This window comes from Pseudomonadota bacterium (genome assembly GCA_037200975.1).
GTDB lineage: Bacteria > Pseudomonadota > Gammaproteobacteria > Steroidobacterales > Steroidobacteraceae > CADEED01.
The window spans coordinates 4,600,368-4,624,079 of record JBBCGI010000001.1; the positions used below are offsets into that span (position 1 = coordinate 4,600,368).

The 23,712-nt window shown below is 64.6% G+C and carries 21 protein-coding genes; 11 read left to right on the top strand and 10 right to left on the bottom strand.

What is annotated here, in order from left to right; all coding sequences use genetic code 11:
* Positions 1 to 21 precede the first annotated feature (21 nt).
* Positions 22 to 1,062, bottom strand: coding sequence for an amidohydrolase family protein (locus WDO72_20650; GenBank protein ID MEJ0088085.1), 1,041 nt, complete (start codon positions 1,060 to 1,062; stop codon positions 22 to 24).
* A gap of 121 nt (positions 1,063 to 1,183) precedes the next feature.
* On the opposite strand from WDO72_20650, the gene WDO72_20655 reads away from it, so the two are divergent.
* Positions 1,184 to 2,632 (top strand): NAD-dependent succinate-semialdehyde dehydrogenase, encoded by a 1,449-nt coding sequence (locus WDO72_20655; GenBank protein ID MEJ0088086.1) that lies wholly within the window; start codon positions 1,184 to 1,186, stop codon positions 2,630 to 2,632.
* A 51-nt stretch (positions 2,633 to 2,683) separates the two neighbouring features.
* On the opposite strand, the gene WDO72_20660 is transcribed toward WDO72_20655, so the two are convergent.
* The gene (locus WDO72_20660; protein ID MEJ0088087.1) at positions 2,684 to 3,649 is read right to left on the bottom strand and encodes a helix-turn-helix domain-containing protein; all 966 of its coding nucleotides are present in this window, start codon (positions 3,647 to 3,649) and stop codon (positions 2,684 to 2,686) included.
* 171 nt (positions 3,650 to 3,820) lie between these two features.
* Here WDO72_20660 and WDO72_20665 point away from each other — a divergent pair, with 171 nt between their 5' ends.
* From WDO72_20665 to WDO72_20675, 3 genes are read left to right on the top strand one after another with little or no spacing between them, the layout of a single operon-like run.
* Positions 3,821 to 4,249, top strand: coding sequence for a MarR family winged helix-turn-helix transcriptional regulator (locus tag WDO72_20665; protein ID MEJ0088088.1), 429 nt, complete (start codon positions 3,821 to 3,823; stop codon positions 4,247 to 4,249).
* Positions 4,246 to 6,366, top strand: coding sequence for a 3-hydroxyacyl-CoA dehydrogenase NAD-binding domain-containing protein (locus WDO72_20670; protein ID MEJ0088089.1), 2,121 nt, complete (start codon positions 4,246 to 4,248; stop codon positions 6,364 to 6,366). Before WDO72_20665 ends, WDO72_20670 begins: the two co-directional genes overlap by 4 nt.
* The gene (locus WDO72_20675; protein MEJ0088090.1) at positions 6,363 to 7,226 is read left to right on the top strand and encodes an amidohydrolase family protein; all 864 of its coding nucleotides are present in this window, start codon (positions 6,363 to 6,365) and stop codon (positions 7,224 to 7,226) included. Before WDO72_20670 ends, WDO72_20675 begins: the two co-directional genes overlap by 4 nt.
* A 28-nt stretch (positions 7,227 to 7,254) precedes the next feature.
* Here the strand turns inward: WDO72_20675 and WDO72_20680 are convergent, their stop codons facing one another.
* Together WDO72_20680 and WDO72_20685 are read right to left on the bottom strand one after the other, a co-directional pair.
* Positions 7,255 to 8,130, bottom strand: a complete 876-nt coding sequence (locus WDO72_20680) for a transposase (GenBank protein MEJ0088091.1) — start codon at positions 8,128 to 8,130, stop codon at positions 7,255 to 7,257.
* Between the two features lie 110 nt (positions 8,131 to 8,240).
* A complete protein-coding gene (locus WDO72_20685) occupies positions 8,241 to 9,566 on the bottom strand; it encodes an MFS transporter (GenBank protein ID MEJ0088092.1) in 1,326 nt (441 codons plus the stop codon).
* Between the two features lie 221 nt (positions 9,567 to 9,787).
* Between WDO72_20685 and WDO72_20690 the strand changes: the two genes are divergently transcribed.
* A complete protein-coding gene (locus WDO72_20690; protein ID MEJ0088093.1) occupies positions 9,788 to 10,888 on the top strand; it encodes a 5-methyltetrahydropteroyltriglutamate--homocysteine S-methyltransferase in 1,101 nt (366 codons plus the stop codon).
* Positions 10,889 to 10,992: 104 nt separating this feature from the next.
* Positions 10,993 to 11,406, top strand: a complete 414-nt coding sequence (locus WDO72_20695; GenBank protein ID MEJ0088094.1) for a VOC family protein — start codon at positions 10,993 to 10,995, stop codon at positions 11,404 to 11,406.
* Here the strand turns inward: WDO72_20695 and WDO72_20700 are convergent.
* Positions 11,392 to 12,117, bottom strand: a complete 726-nt coding sequence (locus WDO72_20700; GenBank protein ID MEJ0088095.1) for an alpha/beta fold hydrolase — start codon at positions 12,115 to 12,117, stop codon at positions 11,392 to 11,394. The genes WDO72_20695 and WDO72_20700 overlap by 15 nt on opposite strands.
* Positions 12,118 to 12,242: 125 nt before the next feature.
* Between WDO72_20700 and WDO72_20705 the strand changes: the two genes are divergently transcribed.
* A complete protein-coding gene (locus WDO72_20705; protein MEJ0088096.1) occupies positions 12,243 to 12,701 on the top strand; it encodes a nuclear transport factor 2 family protein in 459 nt (152 codons plus the stop codon).
* Here the strand turns inward: WDO72_20705 and WDO72_20710 are convergent.
* From WDO72_20710 to WDO72_20725, 4 genes are read right to left on the bottom strand one after another with little or no spacing between them, the layout of a single operon-like run.
* Entirely contained in the window at positions 12,698 to 13,417 is a 720-nt protein-coding gene (locus WDO72_20710) for an alpha/beta fold hydrolase (protein MEJ0088097.1), read from the bottom strand. The two genes, WDO72_20705 and WDO72_20710, sit on opposite strands and share 4 nt — an antisense overlap.
* Positions 13,414 to 14,196: a glutathione S-transferase family protein gene (locus WDO72_20715; GenBank protein MEJ0088098.1), complete on the bottom strand. Its 783-nt coding sequence runs from the start codon at positions 14,194 to 14,196 to the stop codon at positions 13,414 to 13,416. The genes WDO72_20710 and WDO72_20715 overlap by 4 nt, the downstream gene beginning before the upstream one ends.
* Positions 14,189 to 14,968, bottom strand: coding sequence for a glutathione S-transferase family protein (locus tag WDO72_20720; GenBank protein MEJ0088099.1), 780 nt, complete (start codon positions 14,966 to 14,968; stop codon positions 14,189 to 14,191). The genes WDO72_20715 and WDO72_20720 overlap by 8 nt, the downstream gene beginning before the upstream one ends.
* 11 nt (positions 14,969 to 14,979) lie before the next feature.
* Positions 14,980 to 15,516 carry an adenine phosphoribosyltransferase gene (locus WDO72_20725; protein MEJ0088100.1) on the bottom strand — a complete coding sequence of 179 codons (537 nt, stop codon included), beginning with the start codon at positions 15,514 to 15,516 and terminating at the stop codon, positions 14,980 to 14,982.
* Positions 15,517 to 15,576: 60 nt separating this feature from the next.
* Between WDO72_20725 and WDO72_20730 the strand changes: the two genes are divergently transcribed.
* Entirely contained in the window at positions 15,577 to 16,608 is a 1,032-nt protein-coding gene (locus tag WDO72_20730; protein MEJ0088101.1) for a L,D-transpeptidase family protein, read from the top strand.
* A 3-nt stretch (positions 16,609 to 16,611) separates the two neighbouring features.
* Here WDO72_20730 and WDO72_20735 read toward each other — a convergent pair whose 3' ends face one another.
* On the bottom strand, positions 16,612 to 19,866 hold the full coding sequence (locus tag WDO72_20735) for a fused MFS/spermidine synthase (GenBank protein ID MEJ0088102.1): 3,255 nt from the start codon (positions 19,864 to 19,866) through the stop codon (positions 16,612 to 16,614).
* 31 nt (positions 19,867 to 19,897) lie between these two features.
* Here WDO72_20735 and WDO72_20740 point away from each other — a divergent pair, with 31 nt between their 5' ends.
* The 3 genes from WDO72_20740 to WDO72_20750 all read left to right on the top strand — a co-directional run bounded on the left by WDO72_20740 (position 19,898) and on the right by WDO72_20750 (position 23,695).
* A complete protein-coding gene (locus tag WDO72_20740; protein MEJ0088103.1) occupies positions 19,898 to 20,731 on the top strand; it encodes an SAM-dependent chlorinase/fluorinase in 834 nt (277 codons plus the stop codon).
* A 94-nt stretch (positions 20,732 to 20,825) separates the two neighbouring features.
* A complete protein-coding gene (locus tag WDO72_20745; protein ID MEJ0088104.1) occupies positions 20,826 to 21,050 on the top strand; it encodes a hypothetical protein in 225 nt (74 codons plus the stop codon).
* Positions 21,051 to 21,106: 56 nt separating this feature from the next.
* Entirely contained in the window at positions 21,107 to 23,695 is a 2,589-nt protein-coding gene (locus tag WDO72_20750; GenBank protein MEJ0088105.1) for a bifunctional aspartate kinase/diaminopimelate decarboxylase, read from the top strand.
* Positions 23,696 to 23,712 lie beyond the last annotated feature (17 nt).

The window sequence follows — 23,712 nt, forward strand, 5'->3', positions numbered from 1 at the left end:
TAGCGCATCGCGCTAGTTCCCCTAAGTCCCACCTGACACCAACTTGAACAACCGTTCCGCGTTCGTCTGGAAGTACTTCTTCTTGTCGGCGTCCGGCATCGGCAGCTCGTCGGACACCGTCACTTCCGACGGCAGATACTGGTAGGGATAGTCCATCGCGTACAACGTGTGATCCGCACCCATCACCTGGTGGCACAACATGATGGCCGGCGCCCAGGCGACGCCGCTGTTGGTCACGTACACGTTGTCGCGCAGGTATTCGCCCGGTGTGCGCTTCAGCTTGCGCAACTGCGGATACCGATTCGCCGCGAGCTGCGCGCGATGCATGTAGTCGATGCGATATACCCAGAACGGCAACGCCTCGCCGCAATGGCCGACGATCATCTTGAGTTTCGGGAATCGGTCGAACACGCCGGCCACGATGATGCGCAACAGGTGCAGGCCGGTCTCCGCCTGGAAGCCGAACACCGCGCCGTCCAGCCCCGCTTCGAGATACGGCGCGATCATGTCGCGCGGCGGCGCGTTCGGATGCAGGTAGATAGGAACATCGAGCGCCTCGGCCGCCGCGAAGATGTCCCAGAACTTCGGGTCGTCGAGGCGTTCGCCCTGCGTGTGCGAATTGATGATGACGCCGCGCAGGCCGAGCCGGGTCACGCCGCGTTCGATCTCGCGCGCGGCGGCCTGCGGATCCTGCGGTGCGCAGGCCGCGAGCCCGGCATAACGGGCCGGATACCGTGCGATCGCCGCGGCCAGTTCGTCGTTGCTCGAAACCGCCAGCGCATTCGCCGTGGCCGCGTCGAACACCTGCACGCCGGGAGAGGTCAGCGACAACACCTGCATGTCGATGCCGCTCGCATCCATGTCGGCGATGCGTGCCGGCCCGAGATCCTGCAGCCGATCGATGATGAAACGCGCGCGTTCACATTGGCTGCCCAGATAGAAGCCCCACAGGCTCTTGAAACCGGGATCGTCGTACCCGTTCGCGAGCAGGCGGCGAAAGCCGTCGAGCTGTTCGCGCGTGGCGAAGGCTTCTTCCGTGGCAATGCGTTTGTAAGCTGGCATCGTGCTGCGCCTGGTGAATGGCGCAAAGCATCGCACGGGCCGAGCCGGCGCCGATTGCACGCCGCAGCTACTTTCGCTTCACGAAGAATCGAGTCGACGCAGGCGTGCTGACGGCTTGATCATGACCATCATGAACACACCCGCCTTTCCGCCACTTTCCCTGTTCATCGATGGCGAGTGGTTGGGCGCCGGCGGGCGCAGGACACAGGCGCTGATCAACCCCGCGACCGAAGAAGCGTTAGCGCAGTTGCCGCACGCCACCGCACAGGACCTCGATCGTGCACTCCTCGCCGCGCAACGTGCCTGGAGTGAATGGCGTACGTTGCTGCCAGTGGCGCGCGGCAAGATCCTGCGCAAGGCGGCGGATCTGATGCGCGCGCGTGCGGAAGAGATTGCGCGTATCGCCACTCTCGAGATGGGCAAGAGCATCCACGAGACTCGCATCGAAGTGCAGATGGCGGCCGATATTTTCGACTGGTATGCGGAGGAAGGCCGGCGTGCGTATGGACGCGTGTTGCCGCAGCGTCTGCCGGGGCAGCGCATGACTGTCGTAAAGGAGCCGGTCGGCCCGGTGGCGGCCTTTGCGCCATGGAATTTCCCAGTGGGCAATCCAGCCCGCAAGATAGGCGCGGCGCTCGCGGCCGGTTGCACCTGCATCCTCAAACCCGCGGAGGAATCCGCGGGCAGCGCGTTGGCAGTCGCGCACGCCTTGCAAGACGCGGGACTGCCCAAGGGCGTATTGGCCATCGTATTCGGCGTGCCCCACGAGGTCTCGAGCCATCTCATTGCCTCGCCGGTCATCCGCAAGGTGTCGTTCACCGGCTCAATCCCGGTCGGCAAGCAACTGGTGAAACTTGCGGCCGATGGCATGAAGCGGACCACGATGGAGCTCGGTGGTCACGCACCCGTGATCGTGTTCGACGACATCGACGTGGAGAAGGTGCTCGACGCCTGCGTGACTGCGAAGTACCGCAACGCCGGGCAGGTATGCGTGTCACCGACACGCTTCTACGTGCACGAGTCCATCTACCCGCGTTTCGCCGAAGGTTTCGCGGCGCGCGCACATGCACTGCCGGTAGGCGACGGCCTCGACGAGGCCAACCGCATGGGGCCGCTCGCCCACGCGCGCCGGTTGCCGGCGGTGCAGGGGATCATCGAGGAATCGCTGGGGCACGGCGCGCGGTTGCTGGCCGGTGGCAGGCGCATGGCCCGCAAAGGCTACTTCTTCGAGCCGACGGTGCTCGCCGATGTGCCGAACAGCGCCCGCATCATGAACGACGAGCCATTCGGGCCCGTCGCCATCTTGAACCCGTTCCGCGATTTCGACGCGGTGCTGGCCGAGGCGAACCGGTTGCCGTATGGCCTGGCCGCATTTGGCTTCACTAACAATGCCCAACGCGTGCAGTTGCTGGGCGAGCGCATCGAAGCCGGCATGATCGGCCTCAATAGTTTCCAGATCTCGGTGCCGGAATCGCCGTTCGGCGGCGTGAAGGAAAGCGGCCACGGCAGCGAGGAGGGCATCGAAGGGCTCGAAGCCTGTCTCGTGACGAAGTTCATCAGCGCGAGCTGACGAACCCGCGCGACGTTACGCGAATCCCCGGTTTCCCCACCCGGCACCCGCTCAGGCCGCCGCGGCTTGCTCCCGGCGATATTCACGCGGGGTCGCGCCGTACTTGGCGCGGAACACGCGCCCGAAATGCGTCGGGCTGTTGAAGCCGTAGTCGAAGGCGATTGCGGTGACCGTGCGGCCGCGCTGCGAAGGCGACAGCAGCGCGCGCGAACACGCCTCGAGCCGGCGGCGCAGGATGTAGCGCGCTACGGTCTCGTCCTGATCGCTGAACAGGTGATGCAGGTAACGCGTGGTCATCTTGCAGGCATCGGCGATGCGGGTCGGCGTGAGCTCCGGATCGTTGAGATGCGCTTCGATGAAATTGATGATGCGGATGCGATGCGCGGTGGCCAGCGAGGAACGATCCGAGCGCGACTGCGGGAGATCGGCATAGGCCGCGGCCACGAGGTCGAGGATGGCATTGTTGACGCGTGCCGCGGTCGGCATGTCGAGGTTCTTCTGGTATTCGAACCAGAAATTGCGCAGGAAGCGCGACAGCAGGGCGCACACGCCGCCGGCCGCGGGCATCGGGATCGCCACCAGGCATTCGGGGCAGGCGATGTGGCGACGCAGGATGGCGTCCGGGATGCCGAGCACCAGCATGCGATTGGCGCCACCGAAGGCGATTTCGTAGTGGCGCGTGCTGTCGCAGAGCGTGAAATCCCCGGCCCGCAGGGTGGCCTCGCGGCCGTCTTGGCGGCTGATGCTTTCGCCTTCCATCTGCAGGTGCAGGAAGAACAGCGAGCTCCTGGTGCGAGCGACGTGGGCACGCGAGTGCCGCACGATCTGCGCGTCGGAGTACACCTCGGCGAGCGTCAGCTCCCCGATGGCCGCGCGCGAGATGCTGCCGTTGAAAGTGCGGATGTCGACCGGATCGGATACCAGCGGCGAGAAGCTCTCGCAGGCCCGTTCGTTCCAGTACGTGAGTTTGCGACGCGGATCCAGCCCGAACGTCGAAAATGATTCCACTGCTGCCATGACTCCCTCCCCCGAGGCGCCCGACTTTGGACGGCGATAGTTATACGGGATAGCTATTTGCAGTAACCAATTCGTAGTTCTGATACGAGCTATCGATAAATCCTTTCCCTCCGGGTTGAGATGAAAGCGGGCGCCCGGATGCAGCATGGCTCTGCAGAGGAGGGGGACGCGGTGGTTCGAACGGCGCCGTTGAGGGAATTGATCGGCTACGCACTGCGCCGCGCGCAGGGCGCCGTCTATTCCAACCTGAGTGACGCGCTGGCCCCGCTCGAGCTTCGGCCGGTGCAGCTGACGCTGCTGCTCATGGTCGAGGAGAACCCGGGCGCGAGCCAGTCCGGCGTCTGCGAGGCCCTGGGTATCCAGAAGACCAACACGGTCGCGACGATGGGGGACCTCGAACGGCGCGGCTTCATCGTGCGCAAGAAGTCCTCGAGCGATGCCCGCAGCTACCAGCTGTATCTGACCGCGAAGGGCAAACGCCTCATGCAACGCGCCGGCGAAGTCCACGCCACCCACGAGCAACGGCTCATCGATCGCATCGGCCTCGACGGCCGCGATCAACTGCTGCGACTTTTGAGTAAGCTGACCGACATCAAATGACCCGACCCATCGTTGAGCTGCAACGCCACGGCGAAATTCTCGTCCTCGTGGTGGATAACCCGCCTGTCAATACGATTACCGCCGCCGCGCGCGCCGGGATGTCGGAGGCGCTCGATCACGCCATCGCGGACCACACCGCCCGCGCGCTCATCCTGCGTTGCGAAGGCAACAACTTCTTCACGGGCGCGGACATCAACGAGTTTTCCGGGCCGCCGAAGGAGGCCGAATATCGCGCGCTGTGGGCGAAGTTCGAGGGCATGAAGATTCCCGTGATTGCCGCGATGCACGGTTCGGCCATTGGCGGTGGACTCGAGATCGCGTTGGCCTGCCACTATCGCATCGCAACACCGACGGCGAAATTCATGCTGCCCGAGGTCACGCTGGGCATCATTCCGGGCGCGGGCGGCACACAGCGGCTGCCGCGCCTGTTAGGGCTGGACAACGCGCTGCGCATGATCTTTGACGCCAAGCCGGTCGATGCGCTGGCGGCGAAGAAGCTCGGCCTCATCGACGCGATCATCGAAGGTGATTTCGTCGCGGGTGCGCTCGCGTATGCGCAGCAGCTGATAACGCTGAGCCGCGGGCCGCGCCGCACGTCCGAGCGCACCGTCGATCCCGGTAGTTTGACGCTGGAGCTGATGGCGAAATGGCAGGCAGAAGCGGCACGGATGTATCCGAACCGCAGCGCCGCGCTGACCGCCATCGAATCCGTGGCGGCCAGCGCGCGTCTGCCGTTCGACGAAGGCCTGTTGTTCGAAGAGAAACTCGCGAACCAGACCAAGACCACGGTCGAGGCAAGGGGCGCGATCCACGTGTTCTTCGCCGAACGCGAGAGCCGCAAAGTCGACGGTTTGCCGCCGGGCGAGGCGCGCAAGATCAAGAGCGCGGGTGTGATCGGCGCGGGCACGATGGGCGGCGGCATCTCGATTGCATTCGCCAATGCCGGCGTGCCGGTGACGCTGCTCGATGCGAACCAGGCCGGGCTCGACAAGGGCCTGGCGACGATCGATGCAACCTTCGAAAGCATGGTGAAACGCGGCCGCATCGATGCCGCCGAGAAGGCGCGACGCCTGGCGTTCATCACGCCGGCGCTGCGGTATGAGGACCTCGCGGGCTGCGATGTCGTCATCGAGGCCGTGTTCGAGGACATGAGTCTCAAGAAGCAGGTGTTCGCGCAGCTCGAGCAGGTTGCCAAGCCCGGTGCGCTGCTCGCGTCCAACACCTCGACGCTCGATGTGGATGAACTGGCGGCTTCGACCCTGCGTCCACAGGACGTCATCGGGCTGCATTTTTTCTCGCCCGCCAACGTGATGCCGCTGCTGGAGGTCGTGCGGCCCGCGGCCACATCGCCGACCGCGATCCGCACGGCGATGGACCTCGCCAAACTGCTGCGCAAGACGCCGGTGCTGGCACGGGTGTGTTACGGCTTCATCGGCAATCGCATGATGGAAGGGTATGCGCGCGAGGCGCAGCGCCTCACGCTCGAGGGCGCGACGCCGCGCCGCGTCGATACCGTGCTCGAAGGTTTCGGCATGGCCATGGGCATCCTTGCCGTGTTCGACATGGCGGGCGTGGACGTCGGCGTGAACGTGCATCGCGTGAATGCCGCGCGGTATCCGCCGGACCCGAGTTATTACCAGGCCGACATCGCGCTGCACTCGGCGGGGCGGTTGGGTCAGAAGACCGGCAAGGGTTACTACCGGTACGAGAAGGGCGATCGCACGCGCCACGATGACCCGGAGGCGCTGGCGCTGATCGCGGCGAAGGCTGCGGAGCTCGGCGTGTTGCCGCGTGCACATACCGATGCGGAGATCCTCGAGCGCTGCCTCTATCCGCTGCTGAACGAGGGGCTGCGCATTCTCGACGAGGGCATCGCGCAGCGCGCCGGCGACGTGGACGTGGTGTGGTGTGCGGGATATGGCTTCCCGCGTTATCGCGGCGGACCGATGTTCTACGCCGATACGCTCGGCCTGCCGGTGTTGCTGGCGGGCATGGAGAAATACCGCGCGTTGTTCGGACCGATGCACTGGGAGCCGGCGCCTTTGCTCGTGCGCCTGGTGCGCGAAGGCCGTACTCTTGCCGCCTGGGACAAAGAGCGCCGCGGAGCTGCATCTTGAATGTAAAAGATCTGATTGCGATCGACGTGCATACACACGCCGAGGTGTCCTGCCGGCAGGAGCCGGATGAGGCGCAGCAGCCCTACGACGACGCCGCGGCCAAATATTTCAAGGCCGACAAGCGCAAGACCATTCCCGAAACCATCGCCTACTATCGCGAGCGCAAGATCGGGTTCGTGATGTTCACGGTCGATTCGGAATTCGAGATGGGCGTGCGGCGCATTCCGAACCAGGAAGTGATCGACGCGGCGCGCGAGAACTCCGACATCATGCTGGCGTTCGCCAGCATCGATCCGCACAAGGGCAAGATGGGCGCGCGCGAGGCGCGGCGCCTGATCGAAGAGGGCGGCGTACGCGGGTTCAAGTTTCATCCCACCTGCCAGGGATTTTTTCCGAACGATCGCATGGCGTACAAGCTGTATGAGGTGATTGCGGAGGCAAAACTGCCGGCGATCTTCCACAGCGGGCATTCCGGGATCGGCACCGGCATGCCGGGCGGCGGCGGGTTGAAGCTCAAGTTCTCGAACCCGATGCACGTCGATGACGTGGCGGCGGATTTTCCGGATATGACGGTGATCATCGCGCACCCGTCGTGGCCCTGGCAGGACGAGGCGCTGTCGGTGTGCCTGCACAAGCCGAACGTGTACATCGATCTGTCGGGCTGGTCGCCGAAGTATTTTTCACCCGAGCTGATCCGCTACGCGAACTCGCAGCTCAAGCACAAGATGTTGTTCGGCTCGGATTTCCCGCTGATCACACCCGACCGCTGGATGAAGGATTTCGCCGACGCCGGCTTCAAGCCCGAAGTGCAGCCCCTGATCTTGAAAGAGAACGCGATCCGCGCGCTGAAGCTGGGGTAAGTCGGTGCCGGGTCGGACTTAGAGACTTCTAGCGCTCAGCACGCAGACGAAGTGCCCTGGCTATCGTTTTCGGATCGCAATTCATGGCGCGAGCGATGCCAGTCAAAGTCGCAAGGCCTCGCGTTATTGCCTCACTCGCGATCCAGGCCCTGACTTGCGCAACGCGCGCATTGCGTCGACCGGACTCAACCTCTTCACGACGCATCCCATGGCGCTTGCATCCTTCGGCTATCAGCAAATCCAGAGTGTTGTTCGTCGCAGATTTCTGCATTTGCTGCGTCATGCGCGCCGTGAAGCCTTCACCGCCGAGAATGTGAGGGCAATCCGCTTGAATCGCATCGAACGGCGAGGGAACAGCATCCGCATCGCAATCGACAAAATCACGATACGCCTTGATCGCCTTCGCGCGATCCGCGGAGAACATCTGCAAGGCGAAATCCGTGGCCACCCATCGATCGACATTCAATCCGCGATAGGCGTGATGGCTCGACCAACGATAGAGCGACACCTCGGGTACGAGCTTGGCGCGGACCGGATTCAGATGGATGTACCGGATCAGTTCGAGAAGATAAGTGTCTGTGTCGACCAGCACGGCGTGATACCGTTTTTCGAACAGGTGTCCCGTGGTGTCACGGTTGGCCTGAAAGGTACGAGCGTAGCCCGAAGCGATGCGGCGGATCAGGTTCGCGAGCGGGTCCGCGCCGATCTGGACGAGCATGTGCAGATGGTTCGTCATCCAGCAATAGGCGTGGATTCGCGCGCCATGAGTCGCCAAGGCGAGCTCCACGATGGTATTCAGCAGCAGCCGATCTGACTCGACGACGAAAATGGCCTCGCGATGATTGCCGCGCAGCGTGATGTGATAGAACCCGCCGGGAACATGGATTCTGGGAGCCCGTGGCATTCGCTTCTCTCATGGCCTGAGCGGCAGCATGGGAGGCGCGGGTGATCACTGGAATGTTCGAATCCGGCGATTTGCCTGCGAAAGTCAGCTAAGTCTCACCCGGCACCGACTTACGACACCGACCTGGCCTCCGACGTGCTCTCGAACTTCACGAAGAGCAGAGCGATCGCACCGATCAACGACCCGCAACCCATCACGATCGAGACCGTCTGCAGCGACATCCCCTGGCCAAATAGATAGCCGGCGAGGATCGGCGCCAGCGCCGCGCCACCGCGTCCGGCGCCGATCACCACGCCGGTTCCAGTGGCGCGTAGATGGGTCGGATACGCCAGCGCCAGCAACGTGTACAACCCGACGATGCCGGCATTCGTGAAGAACCCGCACACCGCGACGATCGCCTTGAGCTCCGCGAGATTGCTCTGGCCCGCGCCGAAGATCGACACCGATATCATCCCCAGCACCAGCACGCCGCTCGTGAGCCAGATGAGATTCATGCGCAGCGAAAGCAGGCCGAGCACCGCGCCGCCACTCGCCCCGCCCACACTCGCCCAGAACAGGACGTCCGCGATCGAGGAAGGCGAATAACCGAGCTGCGTGACGATCGGCGCCACCCACTTGAGCAGGTAGTAGAACGTCGTGATGTGCGCGAAATACGCGAACACGAGCAGCAGCGTCAGCAATAGATAGGGCTGCCTGAATACGCTCGCGAGTGGCGCCTTCGGCGGCGCGGCGCCCAACGGCGGCAGTGCATCGATGGCGCGGCGTCCCATGCGGCGCAGCGACGCATTGATGCGCGCCAGCGCATTCGCCGGCTGCTTGCGGCACAACCACGACACCGACTCCGGCATGCAGAACCAGACGACCGGAATCATCGCCGCGGTGGCTCCCGCGCCGAGCTCGAATACGACACGCCAGCTGTGCGTCTTCAACAGCGGCGAGATGATGAATGCGGCCAGGATGTTTCCCAGCGGGTAACCGATGGTCATCAGCGCGATCCAGAATTTGCGCATGCGGTCATTGGAGAACTCCGCGGCGGTGGCGTTGATCGCGGCCAGCATTCCGCCGATCCCCAGGCCCGTGAAGAAGCGCCACATCGCAAGGTGCTCGCGGCTGTCGGCCAGCGAACAGAAATACATGCCCACCGACATGGCGACCAGGAACGTCAGGATGGCGCGGCGGCGGCCGATGTAGTCCGCCACGCCGCCGAGCAGGAACGAGCCCGCGGCCATGCCGAGCAGATCCATCGCCAGCACGACACCGAGTTCCTTCGAGGCCTTGAGGCCGAATTCCGCCATGATGCCCGGCGTTGCGAAACTGATCGCGAGCAGGTCGAACCCGTCCAGCGCGTTCAGGAACACCGTGATGGTGCACACGATGATCTGCAGCGCGCTCATCGGTGAAGTGGCGAGTGCGCTGCGCGGATCGTTGTTCGTCATGAGGCTGGCATCCCCCGATACCGAAATGGCGCGGCGAGAATAGCATCGTGTTATGCGGTGGTTGGGCGTGGATGTTCGGGTTCGCTGTGGCGCGAATTGCATTGCGGTTGAAGTGGAGTCGTGTCGGCGCCGAGGGCCAAGAGTTGCTGGCCCGCGTCTTCCGAACTGCGCGAGGCATCGCTTGAGCAGTACCTCGTAAGTAACTGATTATCGGAGAGTGAATGACTTCGTTTTTACCCTCGCGCGCCGATCACGTCGGCAGCTTCCTGCGTCCTGAATATCTGCTCGCCGCGCGCGAACAATTTCAGCGCAAGCAGATCGACGCGGCGAAGTTGCGCGCGGTCGAGGACCAGGCGATCGCCGAGGTCGTTCGCATGCAGGAAGACGTCGGCCTGCATGCGATCACCGACGGCGAATTCCGCCGCACGTATTTTCACATCGACTTCCTCAAACAACTCGACGGCGTGCAGTCGGACGATCCGAAAATCGTGATCAAGGCGGATGGTAGTGAGGAGCTCGCGCCGCCGGTAATGCGGGTCACCGCGAAGGTGCGTCATGCACGCGACATCCAGCGAGCGGATTTCGAGTTCCTCAAGCGACACACGCAGCGGACGCCGAAGGTGACGATTCCGTCGCCCACGATGCTGCATTTCCGCGGCGGTCGCGCCGGTATCAGCAAGGAGCATTATCCGGATCTCGAGCAGTTTTACGCCGACGTGGCGCAGGCGTATGGCGATGAGCTGCGTTCGCTCGCCAAGGCCGGCTGCACCTACGTGCAGATGGACGACACCAATCTCGCCTATCTATGCGACCCGAAGATGCGCGAGGCGGCGCGCGCACGCGGCGACGATCCGAACGAGCTGCCGCATCGCTACGCGACGTTCATCAATCGCGTGGTGGCGCAGAAGCCCGTGGGCATGATACTCGCGGTGCATCTATGCCGCGGCAATTTCAAGAGCACGCATGCGGCCGAGGGCGGGTACGAGCCGGTCGCCGAGGCGCTGTTGTCGGAGATGAACGTGGATGCGTATTTCCTCGAATACGACGATGAGCGCAGTGGGGATTTCCGGCCCTTGCGATTCCTGCCGAAGGGGAAGGTCGTCGTGCTGGGTTTGATCACGACCAAGCTCGGCGCGCTCGAATCCAGGGACGACATCAAGCGTCGCATCGACGAGGCGGCGAAGTATGCGCCGCTCGAGCAGCTGGCCTTGTCACCGCAGTGCGGCTTCTCCAGCAGCTTTCACGGCAACGACATCCAGATGAGCCAGCAGACGGAGAAGCTCAAGCTGGTGGTGGATATCGCCCGCGAGGTGTGGGGATAAGTCGGTGCCGGGTCGGACTTAGGAAAATTGGCGCATGAGCCCTCGTTTCGGCTAACGTGCCTCCGGCCAATTTTCCTAAGTCCGACCCGGCACCGACTTATCCCATGCCCATCACCCACATGCAGCACTACATGGTGCTGTCGAAAGATCTCGAGAAGACCCGTGCCTTTTACTGCGATGTGCTGGGGCTGCGCACGGGGCCGCGGCCGCCGTTCAAGTTCGATGGGTTGTGGATATATGTCGGGGACGTCGCGGCCATCCACGTCGCGGGACGCACGAGTTACGACGACACCTCCCGCACGGCGCTCAATCCGGCGGATCCGGTCAAACACGGCAGCGGCAGCGTCGATCACATCGCCTTCGCGGCCACGAATTACGAGGAGCTCACGGCGAGCTTCGAGCGCCATGGCGTGAAGTACCGCGGCACCCAGGTGCCGGGCAGCGATCTGCGTCAGTTGTTCGTCTTCGATCCGGACGGCATCCAGATCGAGATCAATATCCGCTCACAGCCCGCCTAACAAGCGCGCCAATTCCGCGGCGCGCGATAAAAAGGGCGAGTGATCGGCATCGAGCGTGAACACCGGCGTGCAGGGCAGCGCCGCCTGCATGCGTCGCTGCGCGGCCAGCGAAATGGTTCGATCGGCAGTACATTCGACGTACACACGCGGTACGGCGCCAAAACGCGGCGCGGTCACTTTCACCGCGGCCGCGAGCGGCTTCAGGGGCTCCGGCGACAGGCGCGTCAACGCAGCGGCGCGATCACCCTCGCTGCACTGCCCGTAAAACGCCTCGGCAGCGATCCCCGTCCGCAGCGTGCAGGTCACGCCACGCGTGTCGGGCATCATGTTGGCCGGAATGAGCGAATCCGCATCCTCACGCGCCTCGGCCGCGACGCTGCGCCCGGCCGGCAGCAGATACGCCGCTAGATAGACGAGCCGCAACATGCGCTCCGGGATGGCCTCGGCAACCTGGCTGATGATGGCGCCGGCGCGGCTGTGCCCGACGAGCACGACGTTTTCACTCTGCGTGGCGACGAGTTCCACCACGAACTTCGTCCAGCTCGCCAGCGTCACCGTCGCCGGGTCCGATTTGTCAGCGCCCATCGCCGGCAGATCTGGCGCGACCACCTGGTGGCCCTGCGCCAGCAGCAGCGGCGCGAGCCGGTGCCAGCACCAGGCGCCATGCCAGCCGCCGTGAATCAGGACAAAAGTGCGAGGGACTGAATTCAACCGCGCGACATTACCGGCGCCCGCCCGCCGACTCAACCACGAGCGCCGCTCATTCGCTCGCGCGGGAAATGTCACCCCCACCGTTCTGGACTACGATCGCGCATCACGCGAACCGGGAGTGCCCCATGTCGTTACGCAAGTGTCTCGTCCTGATCGCCACCAGCATGCTCGCGCTGACCCTCGCCACCGCCGCGAACGCGGGCCTCAGCAAGAACCCGAAAGCCCGCAAGGCGGTCGCTTTCCTCGACATGGTCTTCAACCAGAAGAAGGTGAAAGAAGGCTTCGATACCTACGTCGGCGACAAATACATCCAGCACAACCCGATCGCCGCGGACGGCAAGGAAGCGGCCGTGACGGTGCTCAGCCACGTGCTGCAGCAGATGCCCGGCTGGAGCTACGAGTTCAAACACACCTACGTCGACGGCGACATCGTCATCGTGCATTCGCTGGTGAAGTTGAAGGCCGAAGATCGCGGCAACGCGGTGATCGACATCTTCCGCTTCGAGAAGGGCAAGGTGGTCGAGCACTGGGACGTGGTCCAGGCCATTCCCGAAAAATCCGCCAACAGCAATACGATGTTCTAACGCGGCGCGACCGCCGCGAACCAGTCGTCGAGCGCCTGCGTTACGGTCTCGGGCCGTTCGAGCGTGCACATGTGCCCGCAGTCGGGCACGAGCGTCAGTTGCGCCCCGGCGATCCTGGCCGCCATTTCCTTGTGCCGGGCGGCCGGCGCCCAGCTGTCCTCGGCACCGCACAACACCAGCGTGGGGCAGCGGATCTGCTCCAGCAGTGCGCTCGCGTCGGGGCGCGCGAGCAACGCGTCGATCTGCGCGGCGAAGACATCGGCGCTGGAGCGGGCGAACATGGCGACGATGCCATCGAGCAACGCGCGCTCCACGAGGCGCGGTGGCCACACCATGCCCTGCACCCAGCGCGCGGCCATGGCGGCCATCCCCTGAGTTCGCGCCACGCCTAACAACTCGAGCCGCCCGGCGGTTTCGCGCGCGCCTGGCTCGCCCGCGGCGAGCGGCTGTACGCCGGTGTCCATCAACGCGAGTGCCTGAATTCTCTGCGGCGCGCGCCGGAACATTTCGAGGGCGATCCGGCCGCCCATCGAATGGCCGGCGAGGGCGAACGAGCCTTCGACCTCGCCCAACACCTTGTCCGCCATCGTGCCCAAGGAATCGAGCCGGCCGTATTCGGCGACCTGTACATCCGCGCGCGCGCCGAGCACGCCGCGTGCATGCGCCCAGACGGTGGCGTCGCACACGAGCCCCGGTAACAGGACTAGCTTTGTCATCCCCATCGTGACGGTTCGACCCCGGGCACGAAGTGATGTTCGGGACGGCCGGAGCGGCTGGTGGAAAGCGCGGCGTGCACCGCCGGCCGGTCCGAGATGCGCGCGATGTAGTCGAGGATGCGCGGCGTGGCGTCTCGGTTCACGACCTCCGGCGCGAGATCCCCGATGACCCGCAGCATCGCGAAGGCGTCGATATCGGCGATGGAGTAGTCAGGACCTGAGAGCCACGATCCGTTTGCCAGAGTCGCTTCCACGCGTGCCACGGGAAACTTCAGGCGTTCGCGCGCGCTGGCGAGGATCTGCGGCGTACAGGAGCCGGACAGCAACGCGCTCCAGGCCAGCCGGCGCTCGACCGGCTCGATCGCGGCGACGACAGGTTCGACCATGGCGCGATTCGCAATCAAACGCGGCGCCAGGTACTTGGCACTCCCGAGCAATGGCACGAGCGAGCCAAGATGCGCGCCGAGAAACTGACCGGAGGCGCGCGCGCGGTACTGATCGTAGGCCGCCCGCGGCAGCAATGAGATGCCCGGCAAGGATTCGGCGATGTACTCGAGCATGAAATACGAACTCGAGATCAGCTCGCCGTCGTGCGACAGCAGCGGCCCTTCACGCTCGAGATGCAGCCGCGCTTCGATGTCGGCAGGGAATCCCGGCGAAAACTGTTCGAGCGCCTCCGCATCGAACCAGCGCAGCTCGAATTCCGCCTGCTTCTCATGCAACGCGATCAGCGGCTTCAAGAAAAACGTGTTGGGTTCCGAGGTGTAGAGCTCAAGCATGGGTGCGCTCCAGGAACTTCACGCGTTGCGCCATGCTCGTGCGCCCCATCGCCCAGATCTCCTTGGTTGCCGGCCGCTCGTAGATGCGGCGCAGCCATTCCATGATGCGCGGCGTCTGCGCGTCGTTGCACCGGTCGGGAATCGACAGCGGCAATGCGTAACCCAGGTTGAAGCCGTTGATGTCGCCCAGCGAGAACGTCGGCCCGGCTATCCACTCGTGGCGGGCCAGGTGCTCCTCCAGAATCCCGGTGCAATACCGCACGCGCCGCCGCGATTCGTCCAGCTCCTCCGCAGCGAACTCGTTGAACACCGCCTTGCGCCATGCGATGCGGCGTGACTCGAGCGGAATGCGCGCGATCGCAGCTTCGAGTTCCTCGCGCGGCCGTTGGCGGGCGGCCGGCCCGACAAATACGCTCCAGCCGATCATGCTCAACGACGGCGCGAAGTAGCTGTCGAAGAAGCGCATCCACCAGCGCATGCGCCATCGCTCGCGCGGCTCCACGGGTTTGAGCGGCGGCCCGGCGAATTCGTCGTCGACGTATTCCATCATCGGCGTGGATTCGGTGAGCACGCGCGAGCCATGCACCAGCGCGGGAATGGTGCCGTCAGGATTTACCGCGAGATATCCGGGCTGGTGCTGATCGAACTTGAGCAGATCGAGATAGTGACTCTCGAACTTCACGCCCTTCTCGGCGAGGGCCAGCATCGGCTTGCCGGAGTTGGCGTTGGGTTCCCAGTGGTAGAGCCGCAGCATCGTCATCCCCCCGACCATCGCAATGATGCTCAGAACGTCAGCAGTGAATGCACCTCGATGCCGGCGCCGCGCAAACGCGCCGCGCCGCCCAGATCCGGCAGATCGATGACGAAACTCGCCGCGACCATCTGCGCGCCCGCCGACTTGAGCAACTGTGCCGCTGCCGTGGCCGTGCCGCCGGTCGCGATCAGGTCGTCGAGCAGCAAGACCCGCTCGCCGCTGTCGATCGCATCCTTGTGCATTTCCATCTCGTCGACGCCGTACTCGAGCGAGTAGGCGACGCGAACCGTTTCGTGCGGCAACTTGCCGCGCTTGCGGATCGGGATGAATCCTGCCTTGAGGCCGAGGGCCACGGCTCCACCCAGAATGAAACCGCGTGCCTCGATGCCGGCAACCTTGTCGATCGACTGGCCGCGCCACGGCGCGATCAGCGCTTCGATGGTCATTTCAAAGGCGCGGCGGTCGCGCAGCAGCGTCGTGATGTCACGAAACTGGATGCCCGGTTTGGGGTAATCCGCGATGCTGCGGATCGACTGTCGGAGAAATGCGCGATCGACTTCATTCACGGCGGCCGAGTGTAGGGATTTGTGCAAGACTGTGTCCAGAAATCGGTTGGAAAGGTGTGTATGAGGCTCTTGATTCTGGCGTTGTTAGCCGGCGGCGCGGCCACGGCGAACGCCACGCAGTATCCGCTGGTGGATACGCAGGCGCTGATGTTCGGCGATACCGAAACGATCACGGCATTTGGCGAGGACACGTTACCCGACCTCGCGCGCCGCTACAGCCTGGGCTACGAGGAAATCCTGCGGGCCAATCCCGGCGTCGATACCTGGCTGCCCGGCGAGGGCACCACCATCGTGATCCCGGGTCAGCGGCTGCTGCCGTCGAGCGCGCGCGAAGGCATCGTCGTCAATCTACCCGAGCATCGGCTCTACTATTATCCGAAGGTGAAGCAGGGCGAGACTCCCTACGTCATCACGTATCCGGTGAGCATCGGCAAGATGGATTGGTCCACGCCGCTCGGCAAGACACGCGTGGTGGACAAGCGCAAGAACCCGACCTGGAGTCCGCCGGAATCGGTCCGCAAGGAACACGAGGAGCGCGGCGATCCGTTGCCCGCCATCGTGAAGGCGGGTCCCGACAATCCATTGGGTGCGTATGCGATGCGCCTCGACATTCATCCGGGCGCCTATCTCATTCATGGGACCAACAACCCGATCGCGGTGGGCATGGCGATCACGCATGGCTGTATCCGCATGTACCCGGAAGACATCGAAAAGCTGTTTCCGGTCGTGCCTGTCAGCACGCCGGTGTGGCTGGTGAACGAGCCCGTGAAGGTCGCTCGCGTGGATGGCCGGGTGTGGCTCGAAGTGCATCCGCCCGTCGATGCCGAAGGACAACGCGCCGAGGTCGACATCGAACGGTTCTATGCGCTGGCCAATGCGGCGTTGGGCGAACAGCCCGCCGCGATCCACTGGGAACTGGTGATGGATACGCTCAAGGAGGCGTCCGGTCTGCCGCAGATGATCGGCATTGAAGTGGATCCGAACGATCTGCCGCCAGCGCCAGCACCGCCAGCGCCGGAAGCTGCGCCCGCCGAACCAACGGCTGAGCCGGCGCCCGCAGTCGAGCCGCCCGCCGCGCCAGCCACCGGCTGATTCTTACTGCGTGGCCGCCGCGACTTCGGCGCGCACTTCGATCACGCGCGCGAGGTCGACGCCCGGCATCTTCTCGGCGTCGTCGAGCACCTGGTTCAATGCGCGTGAATCCTGGCGCAACGACTCGGCGGTGTTGACGCCGGATCGCACCATGCCGGCGGCGAGCCGCGCATAGTTGGAAACCGATTCGACCACCACGCCCGTTCGCTTGGCAGCGAAGCCGGCGCGCGTGCGCAATCCGTACAACGCCAACGTGGGCGTCATGGTCACCACCCGATCGATCAAGGTGATCGTTTCATCACCCAGGCGCTGCTGCTGCTCCGGATTGCTGACACGCGTGCGCCAGTTGGCGCGCAATTCCACCGCCTCGGCATACCAGGGATCTGTCCACGGGATTTCCGCCAGCAGCCGGTCGGTGCGCGCCACTTCGCGCCAGTCGCTTTTCGCGGCCAAGCGCGCGGCTGCCAATACATGGGTGTCCGGCGCGGTGAGGCGTGCCGCGATCTCATTGACTTCGGCGGGCGCGGAATCGCGCGCCAGCGCGCCCATCGAAGCGCTCAGGTATTCCGCGCGCAGGGAGGTGTCGTGCGGATATTCGTCGACCGCAAGCTTGACGAGTTCCTGCGCGCGCTGCGTCTGGCGCCGCATCCGGTAGTAGTACATGCGCGCGTATTCGCCCTCGGCCGTGCCGCCGAGAATCTGCGACATGCGGCCGACGCGATCCGAAAGGCTCGGGTCGAGCAGCGTGAACACGGCGTTGCGACGCGCCAGGTACTGGAACGAAAGCTGCTCGCGCAACGGCGAGGAATACAGGAAGGAATCCGCACGCTGCAGCGGATCGAAAGGCGCGAGGATGCGGCCACTCGTATCGCCGTTCATGCCGAGCCCCTTCTCGTAGACGCTGGAGGTCGCGATGCGATTGTCGTCGTCGGTGATCAGCGGTGCGCCCGCGGCCAGACGGCGCGCGCCCTCGGCATCCAGGACCAGAGCCGCGACGAGGTCTTCGGTGACATTGATGCCGAAGCGGCTGTAGTGCAGCGGTGCGGCGCGCAGTGGATCGCCGGTCTTTGCCAGTTGAGTTTCGAGATCGAGCGGCCGGTCGCTGGCGAGGAACACGATCGTGTTCGGGTCGGGGCGGTACGCGCGGACCTCGCCGTACACGCTCAGCAACGTCGCGGTCAGTGAACGCAACACGGCCTCGTCCATGAAGATCACGTTCATCCACTGCACGAAGACGCCATCGGGCGTCAGGTGATCGTGCGCGAGTTGCATGAATTCGCGCGTGTACAAGTGAGAAGCGCCGGCCGTCCACGGGTGCGAAGGTTGCGAGACGATGGCATCGTAGCGGTGATCGGTCAGGCGCAGGGCGCCGCGTGCATCGTTGAGAATGATGTTGACGCGCGGGTCGGTGAGCGGATCGCGCTTGCGCAGCGGCCCCGCGATGCGATTCGCCGCGATCACCTCGGGTTCGAGTTCGATAACGTCTATCTTCTGTACGCTGGGCGGAACGCCTTCGATCACGACGCCGCCACCGAAACCGACGATGAGCATGTCCTTGGTGCGCGGCCGCGCAATCACCGCCAACGGTGACAACCAGTATTCGCCGCTGAAGCGCGGTAGCGAGCCGGGGCTGTCCATCAACGCTTCCGGCAGGCCGTTGGTGCGCAACGCCAGTCCGCCGTCCTGTGCCAGCAACACGACACTGGCGCTGCGGCCGACGTCGTACGAGAGCACGCGGCCTTTTGTGCCGACGTTGAGCGGTGAGGTCACGAGCAGCTTGAGCGGGGCCTGCGGCGTGAAGAACCAGCACGCGGCGAGCACGGCGACGGAGACGGCACCGATCGCGATCCGGTTGAGCGGCACCAGCGCCCACAAGGCGATCACGCCCAGCGCGGCGCTCGCGAATACCGCGACCTGGACCGCGCCCTCGTAACGCAGCGCCGGAATCAACACGAAGCCGGCCGCCAGCGACCCGGCGATGGCGCCGATCGTGTTCCAGGCGTACACGCGGGCGCTCGCCGCCGCGGCGTCGTCGGCATCGCTCGCCAGCACGCGTACCGCGAGTGGATAGGTCATGCCGATGGCCAGCGTCATCGGCAGCAGCAGCAACCCCGCGAACAGCGCGTTCATCGGCAGGTGGATGAAACCGAACGTCTGCACGTTGTTCATGAGCCCCGCCTGCTGGGGCAGCAGGGTCTCGAGACGTAGATAGGCGATGGAGGCCGCGATCGCGACGACGATCAGGGAAATCGCGAGCCCCGTGGCGGCCCGCTGCCGATCGCGAGCCAGCGCCGCGCCGAGTCCGCCGCCGAGTGCGATGCCCGTGAGGAAACTCGCCACCATCACGCCGAAGGCATAGATGCTGCTGCCGACGACGTGCGACAACATGCGCGTCCAGAGCACCTCCTGGAAGAACGCGACCGCACCCGCGAGCAACATCAGGGGCAGGACCCAGGCGGGGCTGGGAAGCCTATTAAAGGAGTGAACACGCAGGCGCGACGGCGGGGCGGTCGCGCGTGGCGTCGCCGCGGGCACGACCCCCGCGCCCGGAGCATCGTCGTAACCCTTGGGCGCGGGCGGCGGCGCAACGCGCCGGCCGAGTGCGGCCGCGAGCAGAAAGACGATGCCGTTGAGGCCTGCCGCAAACCAGATGGTGTGCCTCAGACCGAGCTCCGGCAGCAGGGCGAACGCGGTGATCAAGGCGCCGATGACGGCGCCCGTGGTGTTCATGGCGTAGAGCAGGCCGATGCGCCGGCCGATGTGCCGTTCTTCGGCGACCGCATAACGGGCGAGCAGCGGCAGAGTGGCGCCCATCAGCGTGGTAGGCAGCGCCAGCGCGACGAATGCACTGATCAGATAGAAGAAAGTCGTCGCCGCGCGATCGCTCGAGGGTGGCAGCGGTTGCCCGCCAAACAGCGACTGCAACGCGATGTTCGCCAGCCACAGCAGGAACGGCACCGCGAAGATTGCGCCCAGCGCAATGCCGAGTTCGAGCAGTGCGTAAGTGAGCACCGGCCGGGTGATGCGCGGAAGAAATCTCTCAGCCAGCAGCGCGCCAAGCGCCAGGCCTCCCATGTAAGCGGCCAACACGGTGGCCACCGCGAGCTCCGAGGTGCCGAACACGATGGCGAACTGGCGCGTCCACGCGGTTTGATAGACCAGCGCCGCGATGCCGCTCACCGCGAAACACGCGCACAGCAGAGTGAGGGTGGCGCGCGAAGCGGTGTTCTGATTGACAGGGTCGGGTCTTGGCGACATGGTCGCGCAGTGTACGGATAGAGGGGTTTTCATGGCAGCCTTTCGCGCCAACGGTCTCGTCACGTTGACCACGGACTTCGGTTCGCGCGAACCGTTCGTGGGAATCATGAAGGGCGTGATGCTCGCCGCCGCCGCGCAGCTGCGGTTCGTCGACATGGCGCACGAGGTGAGCGCCTTTCAACCTATCGAAGCCGGCTTCTGGTTGTCGCGGGCACTGCGATATTTCCCGGCCGGCACACTTCACGTCGCCGTCGTGGACCCGGGTGTCGGTACGCCACGCGATCTGATCGTCGCACTCTCTGGCGAACAGGCCTTGCTAGCACCTGACAACGGGTTGCTGGCGCCACTCGCCGCGCGCGGCAAGATCGATCGCATCATCCGCGTCGACCTGACACGGCTGGTCCAGTTCGGTGTGAGCGACGTGAGCGCCACGTTCCACGGACGCGACGTATTCGCTCCGTTGGCGGCGGCGATCGCCTCCGGCCGCTGCGCGCCCGTCGATCTGGGCCCCGAGATCGCGACGCTCAATTCGACCGGATGGCCGGCGACCATCACGCGGGCCGATGGCGGTGTCGCCGGCGTCATCGTGGCGGTCGACCGCTTCGGCAATCTGATCTCGAACATCGAGTCGTCGGCGGTGGTGGCACTTTCGACCCCGTCGGTTCTCATCGGCGATCTGGCGTTGCCGCTGCGGCGCACCTATGGCGATGCGCACGCCGGGGACTACATCGGCCTCATCAACTCATTTGATGTGCTGGAGGTGGCCCGGGCGCGCGGCAACGCCGCCGCGGGCCTGAATCTGGCCGTCGGGGCGCCTATTTCGGCCGTTCCGGGCGGCGCGACTGCCCAATTTCGGCGCAGTTGAAAGTGCGCGCGAATCGGATATAGTTCGCAGCCTCGTTGCGTGGCTCCCTGGCACGCAACTCACTGTTTTAAAATGAGTTTTTGTAGAAAAAACGATGTCCGAACGGGATAACGAAAGCTTCGATTTGGACGAAGAGTTCCTGGCCGAAGCCGAAGACAACACCGACTACGATCGCATTCTCGACAAGGTCGACAAGCGCGTTCGTCAGCAACCAGGCACCAAGAAGGTCGGCAAGGCCGCCTGGAGCCGGCTCGAGGAAGTGCTCGCGGATCGTCGTCTCGAAAAAGACCTCAAAGACGCGTTCGAAGACGAACAGTAAGGTCTAGTTCCCTTAAACAGTGAGTGGTCGCGAATCTTCGCGACGAGGTTAGTCGCATGTCCGCGCGCTCCACATCGCGCTGGGTGGTCGTCAAGTTCGGCGGCACCAGCGTCTCCACGCTCGTCAACTGGCGCAACATCGCGCTGGTCGTCCATCGACGCCTGGAAGCGGGCAATCGCGTGCTGGTGGTTCATTCGGCGATCACCAAGATCACCGACATGCTGGAGAAGCTGCTGGTCGCGGCCAGCGCCGGCGATCCGGACGAAGCGCTCAAGGCGATCGAATACCGGCATCGCCAGCTAACTACCGAGCTGCGCGTCGGGGTCAGCCCGCAACTGCAGGGATACTTCGACGAACTGCGCCAGATGGCCAATGGCATCGCGCTGGTGCGCGAGTTGTCCGACCGCACGCGCGCACGGGTGATGGCCAATGGCGAATTGATGGCGACCGAAATCGGATCGCGCTTCCTCAAGGCCCAGGGCATCGACGTGAGCTGGATGGATGCGCGCGACATGCTGAGCGCCGAAGACCGCGGTGCCTCAGCCAAGGCGTCGGTGTTGTCGGCCACCTGCTCGTTCACCCCGGATCCCGAGCTCGAACAGCGGCTGGACCAATCCACGCCGGTGGTCATCACGCAGGGATTCATCGCGCGCGACAGCGAAGGCAACACCTGTTTGTTAGGCCGCGGCGGCTCGGATACTTCGGCCGCCTACCTGGCCGCCAAGATCCGCGCGCGCCAGATCGAGATCTGGACCGACGTGCCGGGCATGTTCAGCGCCAATCCGCGCGCCACGCCGAACGCGCGCCTGATCCGCGCGTTGCATTACGACGAAGCGCAGGAGATCGCGACCAGCGGCGCCAAGGTGCTGCATCCGCGCTGCCTGCTGCCGGCTCGCCAGTACCAGATACCTTTATATGTGTACGCGACGCAGACCCCCGACCTCGAAGGCACGCTGATCACCGGTGAGGCGGGTGGCGGTTCGGCGCAGGTGAAGGCCGTCTGCAACCGCAAGGGAATCACGCTGATCTCGCTCGACAGCCCCGGCATGTGGCACCAGGTCGGCTTCATGGCCGACGCCTTTACGGTGTTCAAGGAACACGGCATGTCGGTGGACCTGGTTTCCACCTCGGAAACCAACGTCACCGTGTCGCTCGATCCGGCGGCCAACACGCTCGACGGCGAGTTGCTGGGCAAGCTCAAGAACGACCTGTCGAAGTTGTGCGGCGTGCAGATCATCGGTCCCTGCGCCTCGGTGTCGCTGGTCGGCCGCAACATCCGCGCCATCCTGCACAAGCTCGGCGACGCGTTCGCGCTGTTCGAGGAGCAGAAGGTGTACATGGTCAGCCAGGCGGCCAACGATCTCAATTTCACGTTCGTCGTGGATGAGAACCAGGGCGACCGGTTGGTGGAGCAGTTGCACGAATTGCTGATCCGGCCATTGCCGGGCGATCTGGTGATGGGTCCGACGTGGGAACAGTTGTTCGCGCAGCCTGCGGCGATCGCCGCGCGCTCGCAGCCCTGGTGGGCCGCAAAGCGCGACGCGTTGTTAGGCACGCTCGCGCAGCGCGACTGCGCGTACGTCTACGATCTCGGGCAGGTGCAAGCCGCGGCGCAGGCGCTCACCGGCATCGAATCCATTTCGCGCGCGTTGTATGCACTCAAGGCGAATCCGCATCCCGACATCGTCCGCACCGTCGCGTCGGCCGGTCTCGGGTTCGATTGCGTTTCGCTCGCCGAAATCGAACACGTGTTGAATGCCGTGCCGGGCATCGCGCGTGACCGCATCCTGTTCACGCCCAATTTCGCGCCGCGCGCGGAGTACCAACGGGCGCTCGCGCTCGGCGTACACGTGACCATCGACAACCTGTTCGTGCTGCAGCACTGGCTCGATCTCTTCAAGGGCAAGAGTGTGTTCCTGCGCATCGACACCGGCATCGGCCGCGGCCATCACCATCACGTGAAGACGGCGGGTGCACAGTCGAAGTTCGGGATTCCCGTCGAAGAACTGGAAGACGTGGCGCGGCTCGCGAAGGCGGGCGGCGTCACAATCGATGGCCTCCACGCGCACGCGGGCAGCGGCGTGTTCGACGTCGGCAACTGGAGCCAGGTGGGCTCGGTACTGGTCGGCCTCGCGAAGCGATTTCCCGACGTGAAGTTCATGGATGTGGGCGGCGGTCTCGGCGTGCCCGATCGCGCCGAAGGGCGTGAGCTCGATCTTTCCAAGCTCGATGCAGCGCTCGCGCAGGTGAAGGCGGCGATCCCGGGCGTGGAGTTGTGGATCGAGCCGGGTCGTTACCTCGTCGCGAACGCCGGCGTGTTGCTGGCGCGCGTGACGCAGACCAAGATGAAGAGCGGCATTCGCTACGTGGGCGTGGCGACCGGCATGAATTCGCTGATCCGCCCGGCGCTGTACGGCGCGCATCACGACATCGTGAACCTGACGCGGTACGGCGAGCCGGCGAATCTATCTACCAACGTCGTCGGGCCGATCTGCGAGAGCTCGGATTTTCTGGGGCATGACCGGCTGCTGCCTGAGTGCCAGTCGGGTGACGTATTGCTGATCGCGACCGCGGGCGCTTACGGGCACGCGATGGCGTCGAGCTACAACCTGCGCGCGCCGGCCGAGGAATTGCTGCTTTCCTGAGCACCTGGTTCTGAGAC